General features: G+C 61.1%; 21 protein-coding genes. 14 read left to right on the forward strand and 7 right to left on the reverse strand.

Annotated elements, in window-relative coordinates; genetic code table 11:
* Positions 1-48: 48 nt before the first annotated feature.
* Positions 49-3,891 carry a bifunctional proline dehydrogenase/L-glutamate gamma-semialdehyde dehydrogenase PutA gene (gene putA / locus ACHEXK_RS15180; protein WP_416547141.1) on the reverse strand — a complete coding sequence of 1,281 codons (3,843 nt, stop codon included), beginning with the start codon at positions 3,889-3,891 and terminating at the stop codon, positions 49-51.
* Between the two features lie 96 nt (positions 3,892-3,987).
* Here putA and ACHEXK_RS15185 point away from each other — a divergent pair, with 96 nt between their 5' ends.
* On the forward strand, positions 3,988-4,461 hold the full coding sequence (locus tag ACHEXK_RS15185; RefSeq protein ID WP_416547142.1) for an Lrp/AsnC ligand binding domain-containing protein: 474 nt from the start codon (positions 3,988-3,990) through the stop codon (positions 4,459-4,461).
* Between the two features lie 165 nt (positions 4,462-4,626).
* Positions 4,627-5,520 carry an NAD(P)-dependent oxidoreductase gene (locus ACHEXK_RS15190; protein WP_416547143.1) on the forward strand — a complete coding sequence of 298 codons (894 nt, stop codon included), beginning with the start codon at positions 4,627-4,629 and terminating at the stop codon, positions 5,518-5,520.
* Positions 5,521-5,613: 93 nt separating this feature from the next.
* On the opposite strand, the gene gap (ACHEXK_RS15195) is transcribed toward ACHEXK_RS15190, so the two are convergent.
* Positions 5,614-6,615, reverse strand: coding sequence for a type I glyceraldehyde-3-phosphate dehydrogenase (gap, locus tag ACHEXK_RS15195; protein WP_416547144.1), 1,002 nt, complete (start codon positions 6,613-6,615; stop codon positions 5,614-5,616).
* 158 nt (positions 6,616-6,773) lie between these two features.
* Entirely contained in the window at positions 6,774-7,712 is a 939-nt protein-coding gene (locus ACHEXK_RS15200) for a LysR family transcriptional regulator (RefSeq protein WP_416547145.1), read from the reverse strand.
* 96 nt (positions 7,713-7,808) lie between these two features.
* Here ACHEXK_RS15200 and ACHEXK_RS15205 point away from each other — a divergent pair, with 96 nt between their 5' ends.
* The 8 genes from ACHEXK_RS15205 (at position 7,809) to ACHEXK_RS15240 (ending at position 13,323) form a co-directional block, all read left to right on the forward strand.
* Positions 7,809-8,606 (forward strand): SDR family NAD(P)-dependent oxidoreductase, encoded by a 798-nt coding sequence (locus tag ACHEXK_RS15205; protein WP_416547146.1) that lies wholly within the window; start codon positions 7,809-7,811, stop codon positions 8,604-8,606.
* A gap of 20 nt (positions 8,607-8,626) precedes the next feature.
* The gene (locus ACHEXK_RS15210; protein WP_416547147.1) at positions 8,627-9,592 is read left to right on the forward strand and encodes a Bug family tripartite tricarboxylate transporter substrate binding protein; all 966 of its coding nucleotides are present in this window, start codon (positions 8,627-8,629) and stop codon (positions 9,590-9,592) included.
* On the forward strand, positions 9,589-10,116 hold the full coding sequence (locus ACHEXK_RS15215; protein ID WP_416547148.1) for a carboxymuconolactone decarboxylase family protein: 528 nt from the start codon (positions 9,589-9,591) through the stop codon (positions 10,114-10,116). The genes ACHEXK_RS15210 and ACHEXK_RS15215 overlap by 4 nt, the downstream gene beginning before the upstream one ends.
* Before the next feature lie 10 nt (positions 10,117-10,126).
* Entirely contained in the window at positions 10,127-10,621 is a 495-nt protein-coding gene (locus ACHEXK_RS15220; protein ID WP_416547149.1) for a hypothetical protein, read from the forward strand.
* An 8-nt stretch (positions 10,622-10,629) separates the two neighbouring features.
* Positions 10,630-11,346: a 3-oxoacid CoA-transferase subunit A gene (locus tag ACHEXK_RS15225; protein WP_416547150.1), complete on the forward strand. Its 717-nt coding sequence runs from the start codon at positions 10,630-10,632 to the stop codon at positions 11,344-11,346.
* A 9-nt stretch (positions 11,347-11,355) separates the two neighbouring features.
* Positions 11,356-12,009 carry a 3-oxoacid CoA-transferase subunit B gene (locus ACHEXK_RS15230; RefSeq protein ID WP_416547151.1) on the forward strand — a complete coding sequence of 218 codons (654 nt, stop codon included), beginning with the start codon at positions 11,356-11,358 and terminating at the stop codon, positions 12,007-12,009.
* Positions 12,010-12,017: 8 nt separating this feature from the next.
* The gene (locus tag ACHEXK_RS15235) at positions 12,018-12,911 is read left to right on the forward strand and encodes an amidohydrolase family protein (RefSeq protein ID WP_416547152.1); all 894 of its coding nucleotides are present in this window, start codon (positions 12,018-12,020) and stop codon (positions 12,909-12,911) included.
* A gap of 163 nt (positions 12,912-13,074) precedes the next feature.
* Complete coding sequence (locus ACHEXK_RS15240) at positions 13,075-13,323, forward strand: hypothetical protein (RefSeq protein ID WP_416547153.1); 249 nt, start codon at positions 13,075-13,077, stop codon at positions 13,321-13,323.
* A 93-nt stretch (positions 13,324-13,416) separates the two neighbouring features.
* Here the strand turns inward: ACHEXK_RS15240 and ACHEXK_RS15245 are convergent, their stop codons facing one another.
* Positions 13,417-14,568, reverse strand: a complete 1,152-nt coding sequence (locus ACHEXK_RS15245; protein ID WP_416547154.1) for an alkane 1-monooxygenase — start codon at positions 14,566-14,568, stop codon at positions 13,417-13,419.
* 213 nt (positions 14,569-14,781) lie between these two features.
* Between ACHEXK_RS15245 and ACHEXK_RS15250 the strand changes: the two genes are divergently transcribed.
* Positions 14,782-16,368 (forward strand): GMC family oxidoreductase, encoded by a 1,587-nt coding sequence (locus ACHEXK_RS15250; protein ID WP_416548970.1) that lies wholly within the window; start codon positions 14,782-14,784, stop codon positions 16,366-16,368.
* A gap of 133 nt (positions 16,369-16,501) precedes the next feature.
* Here ACHEXK_RS15250 and gap (ACHEXK_RS15255) read toward each other — a convergent pair whose 3' ends face one another.
* The 3 genes from gap (ACHEXK_RS15255) to ACHEXK_RS15265 all read right to left on the reverse strand — a co-directional run bounded on the left by gap (ACHEXK_RS15255) (position 16,502) and on the right by ACHEXK_RS15265 (position 20,877).
* Positions 16,502-17,509, reverse strand: coding sequence for a type I glyceraldehyde-3-phosphate dehydrogenase (gene gap / locus ACHEXK_RS15255; protein ID WP_416547155.1), 1,008 nt, complete (start codon positions 17,507-17,509; stop codon positions 16,502-16,504).
* A 146-nt stretch (positions 17,510-17,655) separates the two neighbouring features.
* Entirely contained in the window at positions 17,656-19,686 is a 2,031-nt protein-coding gene (gene tkt / locus ACHEXK_RS15260) for a transketolase (RefSeq protein WP_416547156.1), read from the reverse strand.
* Between the two features lie 96 nt (positions 19,687-19,782).
* Positions 19,783-20,877 carry a Rieske 2Fe-2S domain-containing protein gene (locus tag ACHEXK_RS15265; protein WP_416547157.1) on the reverse strand — a complete coding sequence of 365 codons (1,095 nt, stop codon included), beginning with the start codon at positions 20,875-20,877 and terminating at the stop codon, positions 19,783-19,785.
* Positions 20,878-21,030: 153 nt separating this feature from the next.
* On the opposite strand from ACHEXK_RS15265, the gene ACHEXK_RS15270 reads away from it, so the two are divergent.
* The 3 genes from ACHEXK_RS15270 to ACHEXK_RS15280 all read left to right on the forward strand — a co-directional run bounded on the left by ACHEXK_RS15270 (position 21,031) and on the right by ACHEXK_RS15280 (position 23,862).
* A complete protein-coding gene (locus ACHEXK_RS15270; RefSeq protein ID WP_416547158.1) occupies positions 21,031-21,744 on the forward strand; it encodes a nucleotidyltransferase family protein in 714 nt (237 codons plus the stop codon).
* A 104-nt stretch (positions 21,745-21,848) separates the two neighbouring features.
* Entirely contained in the window at positions 21,849-23,237 is a 1,389-nt protein-coding gene (locus ACHEXK_RS15275) for an aminopeptidase P N-terminal domain-containing protein (protein ID WP_416547159.1), read from the forward strand.
* A 7-nt stretch (positions 23,238-23,244) separates the two neighbouring features.
* Positions 23,245-23,862 (forward strand): MOSC domain-containing protein, encoded by a 618-nt coding sequence (locus ACHEXK_RS15280; protein ID WP_416547160.1) that lies wholly within the window; start codon positions 23,245-23,247, stop codon positions 23,860-23,862.
* Positions 23,863-24,056: the final 194 nt, after the last annotated feature.

Genomic DNA, 24,056 nt, shown 5'->3' on the forward strand with positions numbered 1-24,056 from the left:
CCAGCCCCTCCGGCCGTCTTTGTCGCGCAGGCGGCAAGGCAAGTTCACTCAGCTCGTCAGGGTCATCAAACTGGCGTTGCCTCCGGCCGCTGCCGTGTTGGTGCTGATGCTGCGCTCGCCCACCAAACGCGCCAGCGGCACGGCGGTGTCGCCGGGTCGCAGGGCCGTGAGTGTGAGGATGGCGCCCGCACGCTGGGCCAGTTGGGCAAGCCAGTGCAAGGTGGTGGGCGTGTCGCCGTGCAGAACGACCGCATCCACCGCATCGCAGGTGTCTGGGTTGTCCAGCACCAGTTGGCTTTGCACAGCAGCAGGCAGTTGTGCATGCAGCGTTTGTGCCGAAAGCGGCCACACGGCACGGCTGCCCACGGCCAGCACAGCGGCCAATTGCGTCAGGCGGTCGGTATCGGCCCCGGGGTGTGTGCCGGTCAGGCACAGCACCCGCGCGCGGGCTTGCACACGGTAGACATTGCGCTCGCCCGTGGGGCCGCTCAAGGTGGCGTGCAGGCCTGCGGGGTTGGCCGCGGCAAACTGCGCACAGGCGTGCGCCAGAGGCCACCGGTTTTGCACCACGGCCCAGTCATGCAGGGCTTGCAGCGCAGGGGTGGGTTGCGGCAGCGCTGCCGCACCGCGGGCTTGCAGGCTGCGCAAAGCCGCATCGCTTGGGCAGTGAGCCAACAGGCGCAAGAGGTACAGCGGACCACCCGCTTTGGGGCCAGTGCCCGACAGGCCTTCGCCCCCAAAAGGCTGCACGCCCACCACAGCCCCGACCATGTTCCGGTTCACATACACATTGCCTGCGTGGCTGTGGTCGATGACCTGGGCGATGGTTGCTTCGAGGCGCGAATGCACGCCCAGGGTGAGCGCGTAGCCGGTGTTGTGGATGCTTTGCAGCAGCTGCGGCAGTTCACTGCGCGCATAACGCACGATGTGCAGCACCGGGCCAAATACTTCTCGCCCCAGCTGGGCGATGCATTCGATTTCGATCAAAGTGGGCTGTACGTAAGTGCCAGCGGGCAAGGCGTCGGGTCGGTTGGCGCTGATGCGGTGCACGGGAAAACCCGCTTGCAGCATGGCGTTCACATGCGCCTCGATGCCTGTACGTGCCCGTTCATCGATCACGGGCCCCATGTCCACAGCCAAATGCGCTGGCGCACCCATGCGGATTTCGGCCATCGCGCCTTGCAGCATCTCGATCAAGCGGTCGGCCACATCGTCTTGCACACACAGCACGCGCAGGGCCGAGCAACGCTGACCTGCCGCTTCAAAGGCCGAGGCCATGGCGTCGATCACCACCTGCTCCAGCAAGGCCGATGAATCCACCACCATGCAGTTTTGCCCGCCTGTCTCGGCGATCAGCGGCACGGGCTGGCCATGCGCGTTCAGGCGCTCGGCCAGCGCGGCTTGCAGCACACGCGCGGTCTCGGTGGCGCCGGTGAACATCACGCCTTGCACGCGGGCGTCGCGCAACAGTTGCATGCCGACTACGCGGCCCTGGCCTGGCAGCAGTTGCACAGCGGAGCGGGGCACACCGGCTTGCCACAAGGCCTGCACCGCCAGTGCGGCAATGGCGGGCGTGGCCTCGGCCGGTTTGGCCAACACCGGGTTGCCCGAGGCCAGAGCAGCAGCCACTTGCCCCACAAAAATCGCCAGCGGAAAATTCCAGGGGCTGATGCACAGCACCGGGCCCAGCGGCGTGTGGGTGTGGGGGTCAAAGTCCCGCCGCACTTGTGCCCCGTAGTAGCGCAAAAAGTCCACGGCTTCGCGCAACTCGGCCGCAGCGTGGCCCCAGGTCTTGCCCGCTTCGCGCACCAGCAAGGCCATCACGCGGGGTGCATCGGCTTGCAGCAAATCGGCCGTTTTCTCCAGCAGCGCGGCGCGTTGTGCGGGCGGTGTGGCGGCCCAGCCGGGTGCGGCACCGCTGGCCGCTTGCAGCGCAGCGTTCACATCGGTGGCGCTGGCGTGTTGCACCGTGCCCAACACATCTCTGTGGTCGGCGGGGTTGCGCAGGGTGAGGCATTCAGCGCCTGCAAATGAGGTGGCCAGCAAGGGCGAGACCGTCACCGTTTGCCTGTGCGCCTGCATGTCCAGCGCCAATTGGCGCAGCGTTGGTTCATGCGCCAAGTCAGGGCCCTGCGAGTTGCGGCGGGCTGCGCCATACAACTGAGGGGGCAGCGCGATTTGCAGGTGCGGCTGGCCAGGGCGGCTGCCTTCACGCCGGGCGTCTTCTTCGGTGCGTGCCACCGGGTCTTGCACCAGGTTGCCGATGGACACGCTGGCGTCGGCCATGCGGTTCACAAATGAGCTGTTGGCCCCGTTCTCGAGCAGGCGACGCACCAGGTAGGCCAGCAAGGTTTTGTGGCTGCCCACGGGGGCGTAGATGCGGCAAGGCCGCGAGAACAGAGTGCCCCCGCGCAGGCTCATATCGTGTAACCCGCTGCCCCCCGAGGGGGCGCTCGCGCCTTGCCACGGCCCGGTGGCGTTCGCGCGGCCCACCACCTGCCGGTACAGCGGCTCGCCCATGCCGTGCAGGCATTGGAACTCGTACTGGCCCGCTGTGAAGTCGCCGTGCATGTCTTGCGCCAGATGCACAATGGCCGCCAGCGTGTGCGCGTTGTGTGTGGCAAATTGTGGGTACACCGCATCTGGCGCGGCCAGCATTTTTTGGGCGCAGGCCAGGTACGCCACGTCGGTGTGGTGCTTGCGCGTGTAGACGGGGTAGTCGCTTTGTCCATCCAGCTGAGCGCGTTTGATCTCGCTGTCCCAATACGCGCCTTTGACCAAACGCACCATCAGCCGGTGGCCTGTGCGGCGCGCCAGATCGACCACAAAGTCAATCACCAACGGGCAGCGCTTTTGGTAAGCCTGAACGACAAAGCCGATGCCGTGCCAACCCTGCAAACTGGGGGCCAAGCACAGGGCTTCGAGCAGGTCGAGCGAGATGTCCAGGCGGTCCGCTTCTTCGGCGTCGATGTTCAGACCCAAGTCGTATTGCTTGGCCAATTCGGTCAGTTGCAACACGCGCGGGAGCAGTTCGGCCATCACCCGCTGGTGCTGGGCACGGCTGTAGCGCGGGTGCAAGGCCGAGAGTTTGATCGAGATGCCTGGGCCCTGGATCACGCCCTGCCCGTTCGATGCCTTGCCGATGGCGTGGATGGCGTCGACATAAGCGCGCATGTACCGCTGCGCGTCGGCCTCGGTCAACGCCGCTTCGCCCAGCATGTCGTACGAATAGCGAAAGCCCTGTGCCTCCAGCGCGCGCGCATGTTGCAGGGCCGCCTTCACCGTCTCGCCGCTCACAAATTGCGCGCCCAGCATTAGCATGGCCAGTTGGACCCCCTGGCGGATCAGCGGTTCGCTGCCCTTGCCCATCAGCCGTGTCAGCGCAGACAGCATGGTGCCTTCGCTGTGCGTGGCCACCAGCTTGCCGGTGAGCAACAGGCCCCATGAAGCCGCGTTGACAAAAAGTGAAGGGCTGCGGCCAAGGTGCTGCTGCCAGTCGCCCTGACCCATCTTGTCGCGGATCAGTGCGTCCCGCGTGGCCGCATCAGGAATGCGCAGCAGGGCCTCGGCCAAACACATCAACGCCACACCCTCATCGCTTGACAGTGCGTATTCCTGCATCAGGCTTTGCACCCGACTGGCGCGGCCAACGCGTTGCGGGTTGTCGCGCAGGCCCTGTACCAGTTCGCGGGCCAGTACATCGGTGCGTTCGGCCAGCGCTGCGGGCATGCGGGCGGCTGCCAGGAGCGGAGCCAGGGCTTGCGCTTCGGGCAAGCGTGTGGCGTGGGCGATGGCTTCGCGCAGGGCGCTGCGTTCGGGCAGCGGGGCGCCAGCAGTGAAGTGGGCACCGGGGGTGGGCATCAATTCAAGGGTGGTCGTGGGAGCGTTCATGGCGTTGGCCTCGAAAATTGAGATGAATCGCCATGATCCGTAAAAATGGCAAAATTTTTCGCCAAAATCATCGATTTTTAATAAATAAAATCCAGTATGAACACCGAAATATCAGACATTGACCGCATTGATCGCCGCATCCTGGCGTTGTTGCAGCGTGATGGCCGCATCAGCAATTTGAAGCTCGCAGAAAGCGTCGCTTTGTCGCCTACGGCAGTGCTGGCACGGGTGCAACGCCTCACGCGCGAAGGGTTCATCTTGGGCTACGAGGCGCGGCTGAACCCGCTCAAGCTCGGCGCGGGGATGATGGTGTTTGTGGAAATCCTGCTCGATCGCACCAGCCCCAATGTGTTTGAGCAGTTCAAGGCGGCTGTGCAGGTGCGTCCAGAAATCATGGAGTGCCACATGGTGGCTGGGGGCTTTGACTACCTGCTCAAAACCCGCGCCGCCGACATGAACGCCTACCGTGAATTTGCGGGCACTGTGTTGTGGCAGTTGCCGGGCGTGCGCGAGACGCGCACTTATGCGGTGATGGAAGAAGTCAAGAACACGACAGCCCTGGCGCTGTAGATCAGTTCGCGTGCTTGCAATTGACGCGGCTTTGCACCTGCCCGCTAGCGCCGATCCGAACGCCTGCCGCTTACCCACGCGCCACTCAATGGTGCTCAGGCGACAGGGCCGTGCGGCACTTGAACCCAAAATGGACAGTTCTTTCACCACACACCAGGGACTCACATGCAACACATCGGATTTGTCGGCGCTTCGGGTTTGATGGGCCACGGCATGGCCAAGAACATCCGTGCCAAGGGGTTTGACTTGTCGATTTCGGTGCACCAACGCACCGCGCCCGTGCAAGACCTGTTGGCTGCAGGCGCCCGCCAGGTGGACAGTTATGCGGACTTGGCCGCTTGTGATGCGGTGCTCATTTGCGTGACCGGCTCACCCCAGGTCGAGGCGGTGGTGGCTGGGCCGGGCGGTTTGCTGTCCAAGGCACGCGCTGGCCTGATCGTCATCGACACCTCCACCAGTGAGCCCGAATCCACCCGACGCTTGGCCGCTCTGTGCGCAGCGCAAGGCGTGGTTTATGTGGACGCGCCGCTCACACGCACGCCCATCGAAGCCGAGGCGGGCAAGCTCAACGCCATGGTGGGGGCGTCGCCTGAGGTGTTTTCTCGCATCGAGCCGATCATCCGCGCTTACAGCGAAAACGTGTTCCATGTGGGCGAGATGGGCTCGGGTCACGTCGTCAAGTTGCTCAACAACTTTGTGGCACAGGCCATTTGCACCGCTACGGCAGAAGCCTTTGCGGTGGGCGCCAAGGCGGGGGTGGACCTGGACAAACTGGTGCAGGTCATCTCGGCCGGTGGGGTCAATTCGGGCCTGTTCCAGCTGATGGCCAAAACCCTGCAGGGCGACTACGGCGCGATGAAGTTCGAGTTGAACAACGCGGCCAAGGATTTGCGTTATTACGCCCACTTGACCGAGAGTGTGAAGGTGCCCTCCATCATCGGCACCAGCGTGCACCAGGCCCTGAACACGGCCGTGGCTTTGGGTTATGGGCGTGAGATGGTGCCCTCGCTGGTCAAGGCGCAGGCCCAGCTCAACCAGGTCACGATCGCCCAGTCTTAAAGCCTTGGGCGGCTAGGAGAGCCTGAGCCACCATCGTCAGTCGGGCATGGCGGGGCACGGTGCAAACCTGCACCCAGTGGCGCGCGCGTTAGCTCAAGCCTTGCCCACCACCCGCGCCATCTCCACGCACTTGTTGGAGTAGCCCCACTCGTTGTCGTACCAAGCCATCACCTTGATGAAGGTGCTGTCCAGAGCCATGCCTGCCTCAGCATCGAACACCGAGGTACAGACTTCGCCCCGGAAATCGGTCGACACCACTTTCGCTTCGGTGTAACCCAACACCCCTTTCAGCGCCCCTTGGCTTTGCGCTTTCATTTCGGCGCAGATTTCGGCATAGGTGGCCGGGCTGTTGAGCTCGGCGGTCAAATCGACCAGTGACACATCGCTGGTGGGCACACGTACCGCCACACCGGTGAGTCGGCCTTTGATCTCGGGGATCACCACGCCCACGGCTTTGGCCGCGCCGGTGCTGCTGGGGATGATGTTTTCCAGAATGCCGCGTCCACCGCGCCAGTCCTTGTTGCTGGGGCCGTCCACGGTTTTTTGGGTGGCAGTGGTGGCATGTACGGTGGTCATCAGGCCGCGCTTGATGCCCCATTTGTCGTTCAGCACTTTGGTGATAGGGGCCAGCGCATTGGTCGTGCAGCTGGCGTTGCTGATGATGGTTTGGCCTGCGTAGGACGCATGGTTGACGCCAAACACAAACATCGGCGTGTCGTCTTTGGAGGGGGCAGACATCACCACTTTCTGAGCCCCTGCGCTCAAGTGCTTGCCGGCGCTGTCTTTGTCCAAGAACAAGCCCGTCGCTTCGATGACCACATCCGCGCCCACCTCGTTCCATTTCAGATTGGCAGGGTCGCGCTCTTGTGTGAGGCGAATGCGTTGGCCATTCACGATCAAGGTCGAACCCTCGACCGCCAGCGTGCCCTGAAAACGCCCATGCACGCTGTCGTATTCCAGCATGTAGGCGAGGTATTCGGGCTCGAGCAGGTCGTTGATGCCCACGATCTGCACGTCCTTGAAGTTTTGTACAGCGGCACGCAGCACCATGCGTCCGATTCGGCCAAAGCCGTTGATGCCGATCTTGGTGGTCATAGGGGTCTCACTTTCGTTAGCGGGATGAAGACAGTTGCCAAACTGCGTCCAAACAGCTGGCGATGTAACCATCGTAGTCGAATTTATGAAACTTTATTACAGGGAATGCCCTGTCTCTGGGTTTGTTCGGGTTTAGTAACTGGGCTGCAGCGCCTGCTTCAAAGGTGCATTTGTGGCGCTTCAGAACCCCTGGACGGGGAGGATGGCGCACAGCTGTTTCGGAAGTCAAGCGCGCGCAGCAACTTGCTGGTTTCGGTGGTCAACCTGTTCATGGGACGCGCGGCTGGGATGGCCAAAATCAATTGGTTCCACATGGCCGGTGGGCCAATCGGTGCCCAAGAAACCTTGGGGTGGTTGGCTCGCAAGTTCAGGGCGCTCTCCGGCAATATTGAGCAGGCCATGGCGGTTTCGACCAAGGCGAGCGCGGAGTGCACGGCACCCACTTCGGCCACGATCTTCAAATCAATCTTTTTGGGCAATAAAAAAGCATCAATGAGGTTGCGGATGGGGTTGGGGCTGCTGGGCAACACCATGGGAAAGTCCTTCAGCATGTGAAGGCTGACTTGTTTGGGCAATGGGACCGATGCAGGGGCCACCAGCATCAATTTTTCACGCATCAATGTTTCGTATTTCAGCAAGGGCGTGGGGGCCGGATCAAACAGCAGCGCCAAGTCGATGCGCCCATGGATGAGGGCCTCTCTGAGGGACAGGCTCAGACCTTCAACGACGGTGATCAGTGCGTTGGGCCATTGTTCTCTGAACCGCTGGATCAAGGGAACGCACAAACCCATGGAAACGCGAAGCGGCAAACCCACCACGACTTTGCCGCTGGGCTCGTTGCGCATTTCTTTGATCTGAAACTTGGCTTCTTCAGCCGCGTTCAGCATCACCTTGGCATGGGACAGGAGCGCCAAACCAGCCTCAGTGATGTTGACACCGCGCCCTGTTCTCTCCAGCAATCGGTGGCCCAGTTCCGTTTCCAGCGCGGCAATTTGTCGGCTCAGGCTGGGTTGAGCCAGGTTGAGTGACACGGCGGCCTTGCTGAAACTGCCCCGTTCAACGACTTCGACAAAATAAGCCAGCTGCTTCAAATCCATAGCTAAAAAACATATCTGATATAGGTCCTATGTAGTTTACCTCTGGGTCTGAATCCTTCAAACTTGGCAAAATTCACTTCAATTAAGCGATGGAATATGCATCGGTTCAAATCAAAAGTTGCCATCGTCACGGGGGCGGGCTGTGTGGGGTCCGGCTGGGGCAATGGTCGCGCCATGGCCGTTCAGTTGGCCCAAGAGGGTGCCCGAGTCTTCGCGGTTGACCGTGACCCAGCGCGCTTGGCTGAAACCTTGGAAATGGCCGGTGATGTCCAAGGCGCGATAGAGACCTACGCCTGCGATGTCACCCATGCCCCCAGCATTGAAAAAATGGTTCAAGCCTGTTTGGACAAGTTTGCAACGATAGACATTTTGATCAACAACGTCGGAGGTTCTGCTGCAGGCGGGCCCGTGGAGATGAGCGAAGAAGTGTTTGACGACCAGATCAATGTCAATTTGAAAAGTGTGTTCTTGACCTGCAAATATGTGTTGCCCACCATGATCGCCAAAAAGAGGGGGGCGATCGTCAACGTCGCGTCCACCTCTGGCATTCGTTGGACCGGCAGCGCACAGGTGGCGTATGCGGCGACGAAAGCGGGCGTGATCCAACTCTCCAAAGTGGTGGCGGTGCAACACGCGCCCATGGGCATTCGCGTGAACACGGTGGTACCTGGTCAACTGCACACGCCCATGGTGGAAGTGCGTCTGGCCAAGCAACGCACGGGCGGGGATGTGCAAGCGCTGCTGGACTCACGCGTCAAACGCATACCGCTTGGTTTCATGGGCGATGGCCGTGACACGGCCAATGCCGCCCTGTTCCTGGCGAGTGACGAGGCGCGCTTCATCACTGGCACCGAAATCATCGTCGACGGCGGCATGACCGCTCGCTGCGACTAACATCCATTCAGGAGATCCATATGAAAAAACGCACACTGCTCTTCGCGCTTTTGTCTGCCATTTATGCACCCTGCGCTTTGGCTCAAGCGAACAACAAACCTGTGCGAATCATCGTGGCGTTTGCGCCCGGTGGTCCCGTGGATGCCATGGCACGGACCATCGCCGAACCCTTGGGTAAAAGCCTGGGCCGCACCGTGATTGTGGAGAACAAGCCCGGCGCGAGCGGCGCGATCGGTGCGGGTGAAGTCTTGAAAAGCGAGGCCGACGGCAGCGTGATTTGGTTGACCAGTGTGGGGGCTGCAGCCATCAACCCGGCGCTTTTCCCCAAGTTGACCTACAACATGCAAAAGGACTTCACGCCCATTTCCTTGGTGGCCAACAACGTGGAGGTGTTTGTCGCCCATGAGAAAAATCCCGCCAAAGACGCCAAGGAGTTCATTGCCAACGCCAAAGCCAAAAAAGAGCCGACGCCCATTGGTTCTTCTGGCAAGGGCAGCATTCCCCATTTGGCTTTGGTGCAACTCGAACAATCGACAGGGGCAGATTTGTTGCATGTGCCATTCAATGGCATGGCGCCTGCCCTGAACAACCTCCTGGGTGGTCAAGTCGATGGTTTCTTTGCAGATGTGCCTGCTGTGATGGCACAAATCAAAGGTGGGCGTGTGAAAGCGCTGGGCATGGCCTCCAAGACCCGCCATCCCTTGCTGCCCGATGTGAAAACTTTTGAAGAGCAAGGCTTCACATCTGTGGACACCAACAACTGGTATGGCATGTTTGCCTCCGCCAAGACGTCGCCTGAGGTGATCAAGCAGTTGAACCGTGCGGTGCAACAAGCCGTTGCAGATCCAGCGGCCCATGCCAAGATGACGCAATCGGGCGCAGAGCCCAAGTCATCCAGCCCAGAAGAGATGGGGGCCATGCTCAAGGCAGATACCGAAAAGTGGGCGCAAGTGATCAAGGCTCGCAACATCACGGGTGACGAATGAGCACCGATCACATCCGCGTGCCTTTGGTGGTGCAAGGCACCAGGCCTGAGCTCCAAGAGATCGAAGACCGTATTCTTCAAGAGCGCGGCCGTATTTCCTTGCTGTACCAAGTCTTGCTCAACAGCGCGCCCATTGCACAAGGCTGGGAAGCCATGCTCACTGCCGTGCGCAACAAAACATCGGTGCCCGCTGACCTGCGTGAGTTGATGATCTTGCGTGTGGCGGTGCTCAACAAAGCCAGTTTTGAATTTGAGGCCCACATTCCTCACGCTTTGAAAGCAGGCGTGTTGCAAGAAAAAATTGACGCCATCCAATGGATGGACTTGTCGGCCAGATTCAGCCCCGAAGAAAAGCTGATCCTCACCCTGACCGACCACATGACGCGTGACATTGAAGTGCCCGCCGCCCTGATGCAAGAGGTGACCGCGCGCTATGGTCCGGCACAAGTGGTTGAACTGGTGGCCACGGTGGCGGCCTACAACATGGTGTCCCGTTTCCTGGTGGCCCTGAACATTGTTCATTGATGGGGCCGCCATGACAACCCAATACCTCATTGAGCAAGCAAGTGCTGCACAACCAGCGTTGGCGGCTACGCCATCCACCTTCACTTGGTGGAAGTCGGCCGATGGCCAGAACTGGCGCGCTTATGTGGATGGCCCTCCAGACACATCAGGCAAGGCGACTGAAATTCAGCTGTTGACAGCGTTGCAAGGTGCAAGCCATGGTGTGAGTGGCAATTACCACTACATCGTGGAGACCGACATCGCCACAGCTGCAGAAGAGGAATTCAATGCTTGGTACAACACCGAGCATTTGCCGGGTTTATCGCGTGTGCCTGGAACGGTCCGTGCCCAGCGCTATTTGCGCCTTTCCAGTTCGCCCCGTTACATCGCCTGCTACGAGTTGCTGTCCCCTGCCGTCATGGAAAGCCCGGCATGGTTGGCCATTCGGCACACCGCTTGGAGTGCCAGAATTCGCCCCATGTTCATGAACACCGTGCGCCAATTGTTTATTCGCCACACGCCATAAGCGCAGCCATGATCAACAAAATTGCAGACTCGATGGCGCAGGCTTTTGAAGGGATTCAAGACGGCGCTTCGGTCATGATCGGCGGGTTCGGAACAGCCGGGATACCCCATGAACTCATCGATGGCCTGATCGCCCAAGGCGCACGCGATCTGACCGTGGTCAACAACAATGCGGGCAATGGGGACACGGGCTTGGCCGCACTCCTCCAAGCAGGCCGCGTGAAAAAAATCATCTGCAGCTTTCCACGCCAAGCCGACTCGCATGTCTTCGATGCTCTCTATCGCAGCGGAAAAATTGAACTGGAATTGGTGCCCCAAGGCAATTTGGCCGAACGCATTCGGGCCGCCGGTGCAGGGATCGGTGCGTTTTTCACCCCCACGGGTTATGGCACGCCGTTGGCACTGAATGCGGACGGCACGCCCAAAGAAACCCGTTTCTTGGATGGCAAACACCAAGTGTTGGAATTTCCGATCCACGCCGACGTGGCCCTGATCAAAGCCGAGGCAGGGGACCGTTGGGGCAATTTGGTGTACCGCAAAGCCGCCAGAAATTTTGGCCCGGTGATGGCCATGGCAGCCAAACGCACCATTGCGACCGTGCACCACGTGGTGGCGCTGGGTCAGCTGGACCCTGAGTCCATTGTGACGCCAGGTATTTTTGTGAGCCACATTGTTCAGATCGACCACAAGGCGACCTTGGGCGGTGGCTTCAAGCCCTCGGCGTAAGGAATTTCCATGAACCCGTACCAACGCCGCTCCAAAGAAGCATTGGCCGCCAAAGTGGCTCAAGATATTCCTGAGGGTGCTTATGTCAATCTGGGCATTGGTCAGCCCACCTTGGTCGCCAATTTCATCCCCAAAGGGAGGGAAGTCATTCTTCAAAGTGAAAACGGCATCCTGGGCATGGGCCCGGCCCCTGCAGCGGGCGATGAAGATTTTGACTTGATCAATGCGGGCAAACAGCCCGTCACGTTGCTCGCTGGCGGCGCATTCTTCCACCATGCAGACAGCTTTGCCATGATGCGTGGCGGCCATTTGGACATTTGCGTGTTGGGCGCTTTCCAGGTCTCTGAAAAAGGGGATTTGGCCAACTGGAGTACGGGTGAGGTGGGGGCCATCCCTGCCGTGGGCGGTGCGATGGACTTGGCCGTTGGCGCACGCCAAACCTGGGTCATGATGGATTTGCTGACCAAGTTCGGAGACAGCAAACTGGTGGCGACTTGCACCTACCCGTTGACCGGCGTGGCGTGCGTGAGCCGCATCTATTCTGACTTGGCGACCTTGGCATGTGGACCCCATGGCCTCGAATTGCTGGACATCGTCGACGGTCTGAACGTGGACGAACTTTCCCGATTGATTGGCTTGCCCGTGCGCCCATTGCAGGCTTGAAACCCGACATGAACACCCCATCTCAAGACACCGTGGTCCAAACCTATTTGGATCTGCCCCGCCCTCCAAAATTGGTTTTGCCGGCCAATGCCTGTGACAGCCATGTCCATGTTTTCGGCCCCATGTCCCGCTTTGCCTATTCACCACTGCGCAAGAACACACCGGCTGAAGCCCCCAAGGAAAAACTCTTTGCGCTGCATAAAAAGATGGGCATCACCCGCTGTGTGATCGTGCAATCGATCACACATGGCACGGACAACGCCGTGGTCGAAGACGCCATCGAAGCCGGGGGCGGGCGCTATTTGGGCGTGGCGTTGGTCGACATCAATGTGACCGACGGCGCGCTCAAAAGGCTGGCCAGTCGGGGATTTCGGGCGGTTCGGTTCAACTTCATGAAGCACCTTGCAGGCGGCCATGGTGTGGCCGACGTGCTCAAACTCACCCCACGTTTGGCCGCCTTGGGCATGCACTTGCAGGTCCATTTTGAAAGCACCCTGGTGCACACCCTGGGGCCAGCGCTGCGCCACAGCGCCGTGCCCGTGGTGATCGACCACATGGGCCGAGTGGATGCCAATTTGGGGGAAGGCCACGAAGACTTCCAAGCCTTGATGAAATTGCTGGACCACCCCCATCTGCACGTCAAAGTCAGCGGCATTGACCGCGTAGAGTCCACCTCCAGGCCCGGCAGCGGCTACCCCTTGGGTGTGAAACTGGCCGCACGGTTGGTGGAAAATTTTCCGGACCAATGTGTCTGGGGCCTGGACTGGCCGCATCCGAACCACACACACATTCCGGACGATGGTGAGCTGGTCGATGCACTGTCTGAAATTGCACCCACGCCAACACAGCTGGAAAAGTTGTTGGTTGTGAACCCCCAACGTCTCTACCAATTTCCGACTTGAGTGTGGCCAGTCCAAGGGATCGTGGCTGACAGCCGGTACACCATTGGGGCCATCCGTGTGCAGACCCACAGACGGATGGATGCGGGCGTTCAAGAATGACCCAGTGAATCAGGTGCACATGGTTCACACCTTGGATCTTCATTCTTTTATGAAAGCGCTCACCATGACATTCGAAACCAAAACACCCGCTGCCCACACAGCTGCACCCACCGTGCTCAAGCCTGAGCAACACCACAGCAAGGCCGCTGAGCATTTGGAGTTGGCAGCCAAATCACACAAAGAAGTGGCCAAGCTCATCAGCGCGAACGACCACACGGGTGCTCAAGCCCACGTCAAAGTGGCCCAAGAGCACCTGATGCACGCACAAACGCACGCACAAGCCGCTAAAAAGGCCATGCCTGCCGCCAAGTGATCCGCTTGTAGGGGCTCAAAATGCCGCCTGCTCCAAAAGGGCAGGCGGCTTTTTCGTTGGGGTGGCGGCTTTGTGCCCCACGGTATGCGGTGCTCAGTGCCACGCCCGCATGAGTTTTTTCCGAGCCGATGCTTGCACATTGACCAAACCCAAGTCGCCGCCATAGTGGGCCATGACACGGCGGTCCATCCAAGCAAACCACAGGGGCGGCAGGTAGGCCACCGTGATCATGGTGGCGTAGCCTGCAGGCAGTTGTGGCGCAGTGGTGAAATGCCGCAGCGCTTGGTAGCGTCGACTGGGGTGTGCGTGGTGGTCCGAATGCCTTTGCAGTTGGTACAGCAACAAATTACCCACCAGGTGGTTGCTGTTCCAAGAATGCTCAGGCGCGCAGCGCACATAGCGTCCTGAGGCGTCACGCTGCCGCAGCAAACCGTAATGCTCCACGTAGTTCACCACTTCCAGCATCGAGGCCGCGTACCCGGCTTGCCACAGCAAAAAGGGCACAACCACCCAGCCCAGCCATGCCGTCAACCCGCCAAACAGCAGCGCTGTCAGGCCCCATGCCTGCAGATTGTGGTTCTGAAGGTGCCAAACGCTGAGGCCTTGTTTGCCCAAGCGCTCTTTTTCCAGAGCCCAGGCCGATTGCAGGCTGCCCCATACCGAGCGCGGCAAGAAGGCCCAAAAGCTTTCACCCATGCGTGCGCTGGCCGGGTCTTGCGGGGTGGCCACGCGTTGGTGGTGCCCTCGGTTGTGCTCTACAAAAAAGTGCCCGTAGGCACTGGGCGCCAAGGCGATCTTGGACAACCAGCGGTCCAAGGCTTCTTTTTTGTGGCCCAGTTCATGTGCGGTGCCAATGCCAATGCCGTTGATGGCCCCCACCGTCAGGACCAAGGCGGCAAAGCCCAGCCAGGGCAAGGGTTGTGTGGCCGCTATCCAGGCCCCCAGCACCGTGCCGCTCCACTGCAAGGGCACATAAGCCCACACCAGGGCGCGGTAAAAAATATCGCTCTCGAGCTGCGCCACCGCTGATTCGGGCGGGTTGCTGAAGTCCTCGCCAAAGACGCGGTCGAGCACGGGCAACAACACATGGATGATCAGTGGGGCCAGCAGCATGAACCACCATTGCCCTGTCCAGACGAAAGCCAGCAAGGAGCTTGTGAATGTCAGGGGTATCGAAGGGCTCAGCAGCCACAACCAGCGCTTGTCTTGCCAAGCATCTTCGAGTGGAATGCTTGGATTGTTCACGGCTGAGGCCTGCTGAGGCGTTCAGGGCCAACAAATTCAAGGACGATCCGCATAACTTGTCTCCCAATGTGGTGCCATTGTGAGGGGTGTTGGGGCCAACGAGAGGTCGCCGGGACCCGGGGTCTGCTGGGAAAAACCCTGATGCACACAAGACAGGCCAAGGCACGCTGGAGCCCTTACATTGGACGCATCAAGCATTGGGAGAAGCGTTTCATGGAATTTGACTATGTGATCGTGGGTGGTGGCTCGGCCGGGTGTGTGCTGGCAGCCCGTTTGAGCGAAGACCCCACCGTGCAGGTGGCCCTGATCGAGGCCGGGCCGCCCGACACCAGTGCCTTGATCCATTGCCCTGCGGGCATCGCGCTCATGGCCCGCACCGAAATCGTCTCGGAGGGCTTGAGCACCGTGCCGCAACCGGGCCTGAACGGTCGCAGCGGTTTTCAGCCGCGTGGCCGCACTTTGGGCGGCTCCAGCTCGACCAATGCGATGGCTTACATCCGTGGCCAACAGGCCGATTACGACCACTGGGCCGAGCAAGGTTGCACGGGTTGGTCCTGGGCCGAGGTCTTCCCCTACTTTCTCAAGGCCGAACACAACGAACGCATCCACAACGAGTGGCATGCCCAAAACGGCCCCTTGAACGTGGCCGATCTGCAAAGCCCCAACGTGTTTGCCAAGCGCTTTGTCGAGGCGGGTGTGCAAGCGGGTTTGGCGCACACCACCGACTTCAACGGCCCCACCCAAGAAGGCGTGGGCCTGTACCAAGTCACGCAGAAGGCGGGCGAGCGCTTCAGCGCGGCCAAGGCTTACCTCACGCCCAACTTGGGTCGGCCCAACTTGCACGTCATGACTGGCGTGACGGTGGACCGCATCGGTCTGGTGGATGGCGTGGCGCGGCAGGTGCACACCTTGCAGGGTGGCCAGGCGCAGACCGTGACCGCCCGGCGCGAGATCATTTTGAGTGCCGGCGCATTCCACTCCCCCGCCATCCTCATGCGCTCTGGCATTGGGCCCGCAGCGCATTTGCAAAGCCTGGGCATAGACGTGGTGCGCGACTTGCCCGGCGTGGGCGAGAACCTGCACGACCACCCGGACGCGGTGCTGGTGGCCGATGCGCCGGGTCAAACCGATTTGATCGGCGTGTCACCCCGCGGCACATGGCACACCTTGCAAGCGCTGTGGGCATGGTGGCAGCACCGAAAGGGGCGCCTGACCACCAACTTCGCAGAGGGCGGTGCCTTTTACAAAAGCCGACCCGAAGAGGCGCACCCGGACATTCAGCTGCACTTTGTGGTGGCCAAGCTGGTGGACCATGGCCGCCAACTCACGTTGGGGCATGGCTATTCATTGCATGTGTGCTTGTTGCAACCCGACAGCCGAGGCCGCGTGCAATTGGCCGACCGTGATCCCAACAGCGCACCGCTGATTGACCCGCAGTTTTTGAGCGATCCGCGCGACCTGCAGCGCTTGCGCGACGGCGTGCGTCAAGCCCAGCGTATTTTGGCCCAGCCCGCATTGGCGGCGTATGGCAAAGAGTGGGCAGCATCCGCCGATGCCCATAGCGACGAACAACTCGACCACTGGATTCGCCAAAACGCCGACACGGTCTACCACCCGGTGGGCACCTGCCGCATGGGCCAAGACAACATGGCGGTGGTGGACGCGCAACTGCGGGTGCACGGCGTGCCGGGCCTGCGCGTGGTCGACGCGTCGGTCATGCCGCGCATCGTGAGCGGCAACACCAACGCACCGACGATCATGATGGCGGAGAAGGCGGCGGACTGGATACGCGGCAATTGACCATGAAAAAGCGCCCGAAGGCGCTTTGAGCGATGCCTTATGCCAGCGCCAGGGTTCCCCGCAGGGGCGATGTGGCAAAGCGAAGCGCCTCTGAGCCCCTGCGGGGAGCCCTGGCGCTGCCTGCCCATTCAGATCACTTCTTCTTGGCCACCACCCGCACCATCTCCAGGCACTGCTTGGCGTAGCCCCATTCGTTGTCGTACCAAGCGACGATCTTGACGAAGCGCTTGTCCAAGGCAATACCGGCCGTCGCGTCGAACACGCTGGCGCAGGACTCGCCACGGAAGTCTGTAGAGACCACTTTTTCGTCGGTGTAACCCAGAATGCCTTTCAGGGTGCCCTCGCTTTGCGCTTTCATTTCGGCGCAGATGTCGGCGTAGCTGGCGTCGCTGTTGAGTTCGACGGTCAGGTCAATCACCGACACGTCGGAGGTGGGCACGCGGAAGGCCATGCCGGTGATCTTGCCCTTGATTTCAGGGATCACCACGCCCACCGCCTTGGCCGCGCCCGTGCTGCTGGGGATGATGTTTTCCAAGATGCCGCGGCCACCGCGCCAGTCTTTGCGCGACGAGCCGTCCACCGTCATTTGGCTGGCGGTGGCCGCATGCACCGTGGTCATCAGGCCGCGCTTGATGCCCCACTTGTCGTTGAGCACCTTGACCACGGGAGCCAGGCAGTTGGTGGTGCATGACGCATTCGACACGATGGCTTCGCCCGCGTACTTTTTGTGGTTCACGCCGTAGACAAACATCGGGATGCTGTCTTTGGACGGGGCAGAGATCACGACTTTTTTGGCACCGGCGACGATGTGCATTTGGCTGGTGGGCTCGGTCAGGTAGTGGCCGGTGCATTCGAGCACGGTGTGCACGCCCATCTCCCCCCAGCGCAGGTGGTGGGCGTCGCGTTCGTGCGAGAGCTTGATTTTTTTGCCGTTGACAATCAGCGAGTCTTCGGTGAAGTCCACCGTGCCATCAAAGCGGCCATGCACACTGTCGTACTTGAGCATGTAGGCCAGATAATCAGAGGGCTTGGGATCGTTGATGCCGACGATCTGGATGTCGTTGTAGCCGTGCTTGAGCGCGGCGCGCAGGGCCAAGCGGCCAATGCGGCCGAATCCGTTGATACCCAACTTGATGGTCATGGTGAGAGCCTCAGGAGAAAGTTACGAAACCGTTACGTAACCGGATTGGAAACCAAGACCCTTGCGTGAGCCTGATCCCTTGGACATGACTTCAGCGCCCGTGGGCGCTGAAGCGGCCTATCCGGTCAGTGGCTGCCAGACGCGTTTCAGGCCTTGAGCAGCGCAGCGTGGACCGTGTCGGCCACGTTCTCGGCGGTGAAGCCAAAATGTTTGAACAGCACGGGCGCTGGCGCCGACTCACCGTAAGTGTCGATGCCGACCACGGCAGCGCAGCCGTATTTCCACCACCCGTCGGTGGAGCCCATTTCAACCGCCACGCGGGGCAGGCCTTTGGGCAACACGCTTTGTTTGTATTCGGTGTCCTGTCGGTCAAACACGTTGGTGCTGGGCATGGAGACCACGCGCACACCAATTTGGCGCTCGGCCAACAGTTTTTGCGCGGCCAGGGCCAGTTGCACTTCAGAGCCGGTGGCGATGATCACGCCGTGGGTCTTTTTCATGCCCACTTCGCTGGGCTCTGCCAGCACGTAAGCGCCGCGGCTGATGTCGCCCAGATCGCTCTTGGGCGAGTAAGTCAGATTTTGGCGGCTGAGCAGCAGTGCCGATGGGCGGTTGGCGTTTTGCAGGGCCACGGCCCAGGCCACGGTGGTTTCGGCGGTGTCGGCAGGACGCCACACGTCCAGGCCCGGAATCAGACGCAGGCTGGCGGCATGCTCGATGGACTGGTGGGTCGGGCCGTCTTCGCCCAGGCCAATCGAGTCGTGGGTGAAGACGTGGATCACGCGCTGCTTCATCAGCGCGGCCATGCGGATGGCATTGCGCGAGTAATCCGAGAAGGTGAGGAAGGTGCCGCCGTAGGGGATGTAGCCGCCGTGCAGGGCCACGCCGTTCATGATGGCGGCCATGCCGAATTCGCGCACGCCGTAGTTGATGTGGCGGCCGATTTTGCCGTCTTCGGTCTTGACCACGTCACCGGCCAAGTCCACGCGGAAAGCGGGGGTGCTCTTGGTGTTGGTCAGGTTCGAGCCGGTCAGGTCGGCTGAGCCGCCGAGCATTTCAGGCAGGGCGGCCGTGAACGCTTCCAGCGCCAATTGGCTGGCCTTGCGGCTGGCCACGGTCTCGCCTTTGGTGTGGGCGGCAACCACGGCGTCAAACGCGACTTGGTTGAAGTTCTTGGGCAAGGCGCCCTTCATGCGGCGCACGAATTCTTTGGCTTGAGCAGGGAAGGCGGCTTTGTAAGCGGCAAAAGCGGTGTTCCAAGCGGCTTCAGCGGCTTTGCCAGCGACTTTCGCGTCCCAATCGGCATAGACTTCCTTGGGGATCTTGAACGGCTCAGCCGTCCAGCCCAGGGCTTCCCGGGTGAGCTTGATTTCTTCAGCGCCCAAAGGCTCGCCGTGGGCTTTGGAGGTGCCTGCGCGGTTGGGGGAGCCCTTGCCGATGGCGGTCTTGCAGACGATCAGGGTGGGCTTGTCGGCGCTGTGTTTGGCACTGGCAATGGCGGCAGACACGGCAGCGGCATCGTGGCCGTCCACGGCGTCGATCACATTCCAGCCGCAGGCGGCAAAGCGCTGGGGCGTGTTGTCGATGAACCAAGGCGCGACCTGGCCGTCGATCGAGATGCCGTTGTCGTCGTACAGGGCAATCAGTTTGTTCAGCTTCCAGGCACCGGCCAGGGCCACGGCTTCGTGGCTGATGCCTTCCATCAGGCAACCGTCCCCCAAAAACACGTAGGTGTGGTGGTTGACGATGGCGTGGCCTTCTTGGTTGAATTCGGCGGCCAGCATCTTCTCGGCCAGGGCCATGCCCACGGCGTTGGTGATGCCTTGGCCCAGCGGGCCGGTGGTGGTCTCCACGCCGGGGGTCACGCCCACTTCGGGGTGGCCTGCGGTTTTGCTGTGCAGGGTGCGGAAGTTCTTCAGGTCATCGATCGACAGCTTGTAGCCTGTCAGGTGCAGCACCGAGTAAATCAACATGGAGCCGTGGCCGTTGGACAGCACAAAGCGGTCACGGTTGGCCCAGTGCGGGTTGGCCGGGTTGTGTTGCAGGTGATCGCCCCACAGCGCCACGGCCATGTCGGCCATGCCCATGGGCGCACCGGGGTGACCGGAGTTGGCTTGTTGTACGGCGTCCATTGCGAGGGCGCGGATGGCGTTCGCCATGTGTTGTGTATTGGCCATGGGGGCAGCTCCGGTGTTGAGTTCGGGAAAACCCGTGATTTTAGCGGGTGTCCGGTGAGGTCTTGGGCACCACGATGGCGCACCACAAAGCCTGCTTCAGTCCTGAGCTTCTTGGCGTTGCCGGGCCAGCAGATAACGGCGCATGGCCACGGCGGGGGCATCGGCCGCCACAGAAAACTCATACAGGTCTTCGGGCCGGGTTTGGGCCAAGGCTTGCTCCTGCAGCGCCAAGCCATCAACATCTTCTTGGAAAGCCACAAACAACTGCTCGTGCATGAAGCGGGTGGTGCTTGGGTCGCCCAAGGCAAAGTCGCGTCCGTGCACAATGAAATAATGGGTGCTGGTGGCTGTTTCAGGGGTGGGCATGTGCGCGGTGCGGATGCGAAATTGTGGGCGTTCGCTGTCGGGCAGATGGCAATCGTAGAAAGTCACCGACACCTCGTGCAGCCCCGGGCTGAGAAATTCAGAACGCACGATGCGTGCGGCTTGGCCTGGCCCCGTCAGGCCTGTTGGCCTGGCCCACACGGGGGGCAAGGTGGTGGGCACCACCTTGCGCAGCAAAGCAAATTGTCCATCGCCAATCACACTCTCAAATGCGGCTTTGGCGTAATCGGGGGTGCCAAAACTTTTGGCGTGCAAGAAACTCAAATGGGTCAGATCCAGCAGGTTTTCGTGCAGCCGGACATAGCTGCCTTGCAGGCTCAAATAGCCCTGCGACCGCTCCCACTCGGCGCTGTCCATCCAGTCTTGTGGTGGCAGTTGAGACAGGTCCGCTTGTGCAGCTTCGCCCATCCAAATCCAGACCACGGCGCCGCGTTCATGCGTGCGGTAAGCCCGGATACCGATGTTTTTCGGGCAGCTCGCTTGTGAGGGCACCTCGATGCAGTCGCCTTCGGCGTTGAAGCGCAGGCCGTGGTAGCCACACACGATGGTGTCTTGGGTCAGGGTGCCTGCCGACAGCGGCATGGAGCGGTGCGGGCAGCGGTCTTCGAGCGCCACCACGTGCCCCGCGCTGGTTCTGTACAAAACAAGCCGTCGCCCGAGCAAGGTGCGGGCCAACAACTGGTCCTTGATCTCCTCGGCAAAAGCGGCCACATACCAATCGTTCATGACAAAAGGCGTGTGGCGATCGGCCATGCGTTCAGACGCATTTTTTGCGGCCGCAATGACGGCGGGCTGTGGTCGGGTCATGGGTGTTAGAGCGTTGGGTGTTTGCACAACAGTTTAGGACGGCCCAGTGGGCTTTTCCTGTCCCGTGAGCGCCTCAAAACATGGCAACATCCCACCATGTCGATGCCAAACACTCCGATCCCTTTGTCTGTCGTTCTTGCCCCCGCGCAAGCCATGGTCCTTGCTGCTGGACGCGGTGAGCGCATGCGCCCTCTGACCGACACCACCCCCAAACCCATGCTGGGTGTGCGCGGCATGCCGCTCATGCAGTGGCCCATGCAAGCCCTGGCGCGGGGTGGCTTCACCCACCAATTGGTCAACACCGCCTGGTTGGGCGAGCAAATTCCAGCGCACTTTGGCGAGCGCGCCAACTGGCCCGGCTTGCCCGAGGTGCAGATCAGTTACTCCCACGAAGGCCAGGACTTTGGCCGGGCACTGGAAACCGCAGGGGGCATTGTTCGCGCCCTGCCCGGCTTGGCCGAGGTGTTTTGGGTGGTGGCCGGCGATGTGTTTGCCCCCGATTTCGTGTTCACGGCCCAGGCCGTTGAACGCTTTGTCGACAGCCCTGCATTGGCGCACCTGTGGCTGGTGCCCAATCCGGCGCACAACCCGGGCGGTGACTTTGGCTTGTCGGCCGAAGGCCAGGTGCTGAACCTGCCCCAAGGTGCGGCAGGACGCCGTCACACCTTCAGCACCATCGCGCTCTACAAAAAAGCCTTTTTTGCCGATTGCGGTGTGCCTGCGGGCAACCCCCAGGGCACCGCGCTGGCGCTGGCCCCTTTGCTGCGTGTGGCGATGGACCGTGGGCAGGTGACGGGTGCGGTGTATGCGGGCGACTGGACCGATGTGGGCACGCCCGAACGGCTGGCGCAGCTCAATCACGGCTGAGTCTTTTGAACGCATCGTCTTTCCTGGGCGCGAGCCCCTGCTCGCGCATGGGTCTAGGGGCGCACAGGCATTCGGCCGCAGAGGCGCCCTCCTACAATGTGCAAATGACCTCGAACCCCCTCTATGCCCAACGCCGTGCCCGCCTCGCTGCCCAACTGGGCGCAGGCGGGATCGCCATCATCCCCACCGCGCCTGAGCGGCCGCGCAACCGCGACAGCGATTACCTCTACCGGCATGACAGTTACTTTTATTACCTGACCGGCTTCACCGAGCCGCATGCCAGTTTGGTGATCACAGCCGAGGGCGAATGCACGCTGTTTTGCCAGCCCAAAGACGTCGAGCGTGAAATCTGGGACGGCATCCGCCTAGGGCCTGAGGCCGCTCCTGCGGCTTTGGGCGTGCACCGTGCTTTGCCCATCGGCGAGATGGCCGCGTACATGCCCAAGCTGCTGGAAAACCGCAGCACTGTTTGGTATCCCTTTGCCATCCACACGGGCCTAGAGAGTTTGGTGAACGGCTGGCTGCAGTCGGTGCGTGCGCGCGTGCGCTACGGCGCCTTGTGCCCCGAGCAGCAGCGCGACCTGTGCAGCTTGCTCGATGAGATGCGGCTGGTGAAAGACGCGCACGAGCAGGACATCATGCGTCGCGCCAGCGCCATCAGTGCCCGTGCCCACATCCGCGCCATGCACCGCAGCGCCGCCATGCTGCGTGCGGGCCAAGAGGTGCGCGAATACCACCTTGACGCGGAGTTGTTGCACGAGTTCCGGCAAAGCGGCTCGCAGTACCCGGCTTACGGCTCGATCGTGGCGGGCGGTGCCAACGCCTGTGTGCTGCACTACCGTGCCGACACGGCCTTGATCCAAGACGGCGATCTGGTGCTGATCGACGCAGGGTGCGAGTTGGATGGCTACGCCAGCGACATCACCCGCACATTCCCCGCCAATGGCACATTCACCGGCCCGCAACGCGCTTTGTACGACCTGGTGCTGGCCTCTCAAGACGCAGCCGTGGCGGCCACCAAAGCCGGTGCCCGTTTTGTGGACCCGCACGAGGCCACGGTGGCCGTGTTGGCGCAGGGCTTGCTCGATGTGGGCTTGCTGGACAAAAACAAGGTGGGCAACGCGCAAGACGTGATCGCCAACCGCAGCTATTTCCAGTTTTACATGCACCGCACCGGCCACTGGTTGGGCATGGATGTGCACGACTGCGGCAGCTATGTGGAGCCCTCGCAGCTGGGCCAGGTCAGTGAGCGCCGGGACCCGCTGAGCGGCGAACTCATCAAAGACCGCCCCAGCCGCATCCTGCAGCCGGGCATGGTGCTGACCATCGAGCCAGGCCTGTATGTGCGCCCTGCACCCGGTGTGCCCGATCAATTTCACAACATCGGCATCCGCATCGAGGACGATGCCATCGTGACCGCCTCGGGGTGCGAGCTGATCACACGCGGCGTGCCGGTCAAGGCCGACGAGATCGAAGCCTTGATGCGCGGCTGAAAGGCCCATGCAACCCTCTCTGCAGCCGTCTTTGCGGCCCGCTGTGTTGGGCACGCTGCTCGCTATCCAAACGGGCAAGGTTCGCCCCCTGATGGTGGGGGGGCGCAAGCTGGTGTCGGCCATTGGCAAAACCACCGTGTCTGGACCCATCGAGGTCGGGGTGCTGGGCCTGGCGGGTGATGAGCAAGCCGATTTGTCGGTGCATGGCGGCTTGAGCAAAGCCGTCTATGCCCTGCCTTCAGAGCACTTGGCTTGGTGGCAAGCACAGCGGCAATCCCGTGGTGCGACGATGTTTGAAGAAACCTTGGCCCCTGGCTCTTTGGGTGAGAACTTGAGTTTGCAAGGACTGCTTGAGCATGAACTCTTCATTGGTGATCGTCTGGACTTTGGCGAGGTGGTTTTTCGGGTGACCCAGCCGCGCGAGCCCTGTGGCAAATTCAATGCGGTCATGGCTTACGCCCTGGCCGCCAAAGACATGGTGCACAGCGGTCGTTGCGGTTTTTATCTGGCGGTCGAGCAAGCCGGGGCTTTGCAAGCCGGGGCGACTTGCCAAGTTCTGGCAGGACCGCGCTCCACCCGCGTCAGCGAGGCTTTGCAGCACAAAGCCTGGAAACATCTGCGCTGAAGCGCCAGATTTGTGCAAAAAAGTCAAAAGCCAACTCACTTGTTGCGGCCATTGTCATCGCCAAATCTCGGTCATCCCGCGTCTACAATGAAACTGACGTGGATCTGTCATTTTTCCAAGTTGACACATTCTTTTCCATTTCAGCCCCATTGCTAAAGCCCAGCGGCCACAGGGCACTTTCCTACAACGGAGCA

Origin of the sequence: Limnohabitans sp. DCL3, assembly GCF_048019295.1 — a bacterium.
Classification (GTDB): domain Bacteria; phylum Pseudomonadota; class Gammaproteobacteria; order Burkholderiales; family Burkholderiaceae_C; genus Limnohabitans_A.

Bases quoted from the DNA above. Each gene is read 5' to 3' on its own strand.
- gap (WP_416547144.1), bottom strand. From the start codon at position 6,615: ATGACCACCAAGATCGGCATCAACGGCTTTGGCCGAATCGGACGCATG.
- putA (WP_416547141.1), bottom strand. From the start codon at position 3,891: ATGAACGCTCCCACGACCACCCTTGAATTGATGCCCACCCCCGGTGCC.
- ACHEXK_RS15280 (WP_416547160.1), top strand. From the start codon at position 23,245: ATGCAACCCTCTCTGCAGCCGTCTTTGCGGCCCGCTGTGTTGGGCACG.
- ACHEXK_RS15220 (WP_416547149.1), top strand. From the start codon at position 10,127: ATGACAACCCAATACCTCATTGAGCAAGCAAGTGCTGCACAACCAGCG.
- gap (WP_416547155.1), bottom strand. From the start codon at position 17,509: ATGACCATCAAGTTGGGTATCAACGGATTCGGCCGCATTGGCCGCTTG.
- ACHEXK_RS15185 (WP_416547142.1), top strand. From the start codon at position 3,988: ATGAACACCGAAATATCAGACATTGACCGCATTGATCGCCGCATCCTG.
- ACHEXK_RS15275 (WP_416547159.1), top strand. From the start codon at position 21,849: ATGACCTCGAACCCCCTCTATGCCCAACGCCGTGCCCGCCTCGCTGCC.
- ACHEXK_RS15215 (WP_416547148.1), top strand. From the start codon at position 9,589: ATGAGCACCGATCACATCCGCGTGCCTTTGGTGGTGCAAGGCACCAGG.
- ACHEXK_RS15210 (WP_416547147.1), top strand. From the start codon at position 8,627: ATGAAAAAACGCACACTGCTCTTCGCGCTTTTGTCTGCCATTTATGCA.
- ACHEXK_RS15200 (WP_416547145.1), bottom strand. From the start codon at position 7,712: ATGGATTTGAAGCAGCTGGCTTATTTTGTCGAAGTCGTTGAACGGGGC.
- ACHEXK_RS15205 (WP_416547146.1), top strand. From the start codon at position 7,809: ATGCATCGGTTCAAATCAAAAGTTGCCATCGTCACGGGGGCGGGCTGT.
- ACHEXK_RS15265 (WP_416547157.1), bottom strand. From the start codon at position 20,877: ATGACCCGACCACAGCCCGCCGTCATTGCGGCCGCAAAAAATGCGTCT.
- ACHEXK_RS15240 (WP_416547153.1), top strand. From the start codon at position 13,075: ATGACATTCGAAACCAAAACACCCGCTGCCCACACAGCTGCACCCACC.
- ACHEXK_RS15230 (WP_416547151.1), top strand. From the start codon at position 11,356: ATGAACCCGTACCAACGCCGCTCCAAAGAAGCATTGGCCGCCAAAGTG.
- ACHEXK_RS15250 (WP_416548970.1), top strand. From the start codon at position 14,782: ATGGAATTTGACTATGTGATCGTGGGTGGTGGCTCGGCCGGGTGTGTG.
- ACHEXK_RS15270 (WP_416547158.1), top strand. From the start codon at position 21,031: ATGGTCCTTGCTGCTGGACGCGGTGAGCGCATGCGCCCTCTGACCGAC.
- tkt (WP_416547156.1), bottom strand. From the start codon at position 19,686: ATGGCCAATACACAACACATGGCGAACGCCATCCGCGCCCTCGCAATG.
- ACHEXK_RS15190 (WP_416547143.1), top strand. From the start codon at position 4,627: ATGCAACACATCGGATTTGTCGGCGCTTCGGGTTTGATGGGCCACGGC.
- ACHEXK_RS15235 (WP_416547152.1), top strand. From the start codon at position 12,018: ATGAACACCCCATCTCAAGACACCGTGGTCCAAACCTATTTGGATCTG.
- ACHEXK_RS15225 (WP_416547150.1), top strand. From the start codon at position 10,630: ATGATCAACAAAATTGCAGACTCGATGGCGCAGGCTTTTGAAGGGATT.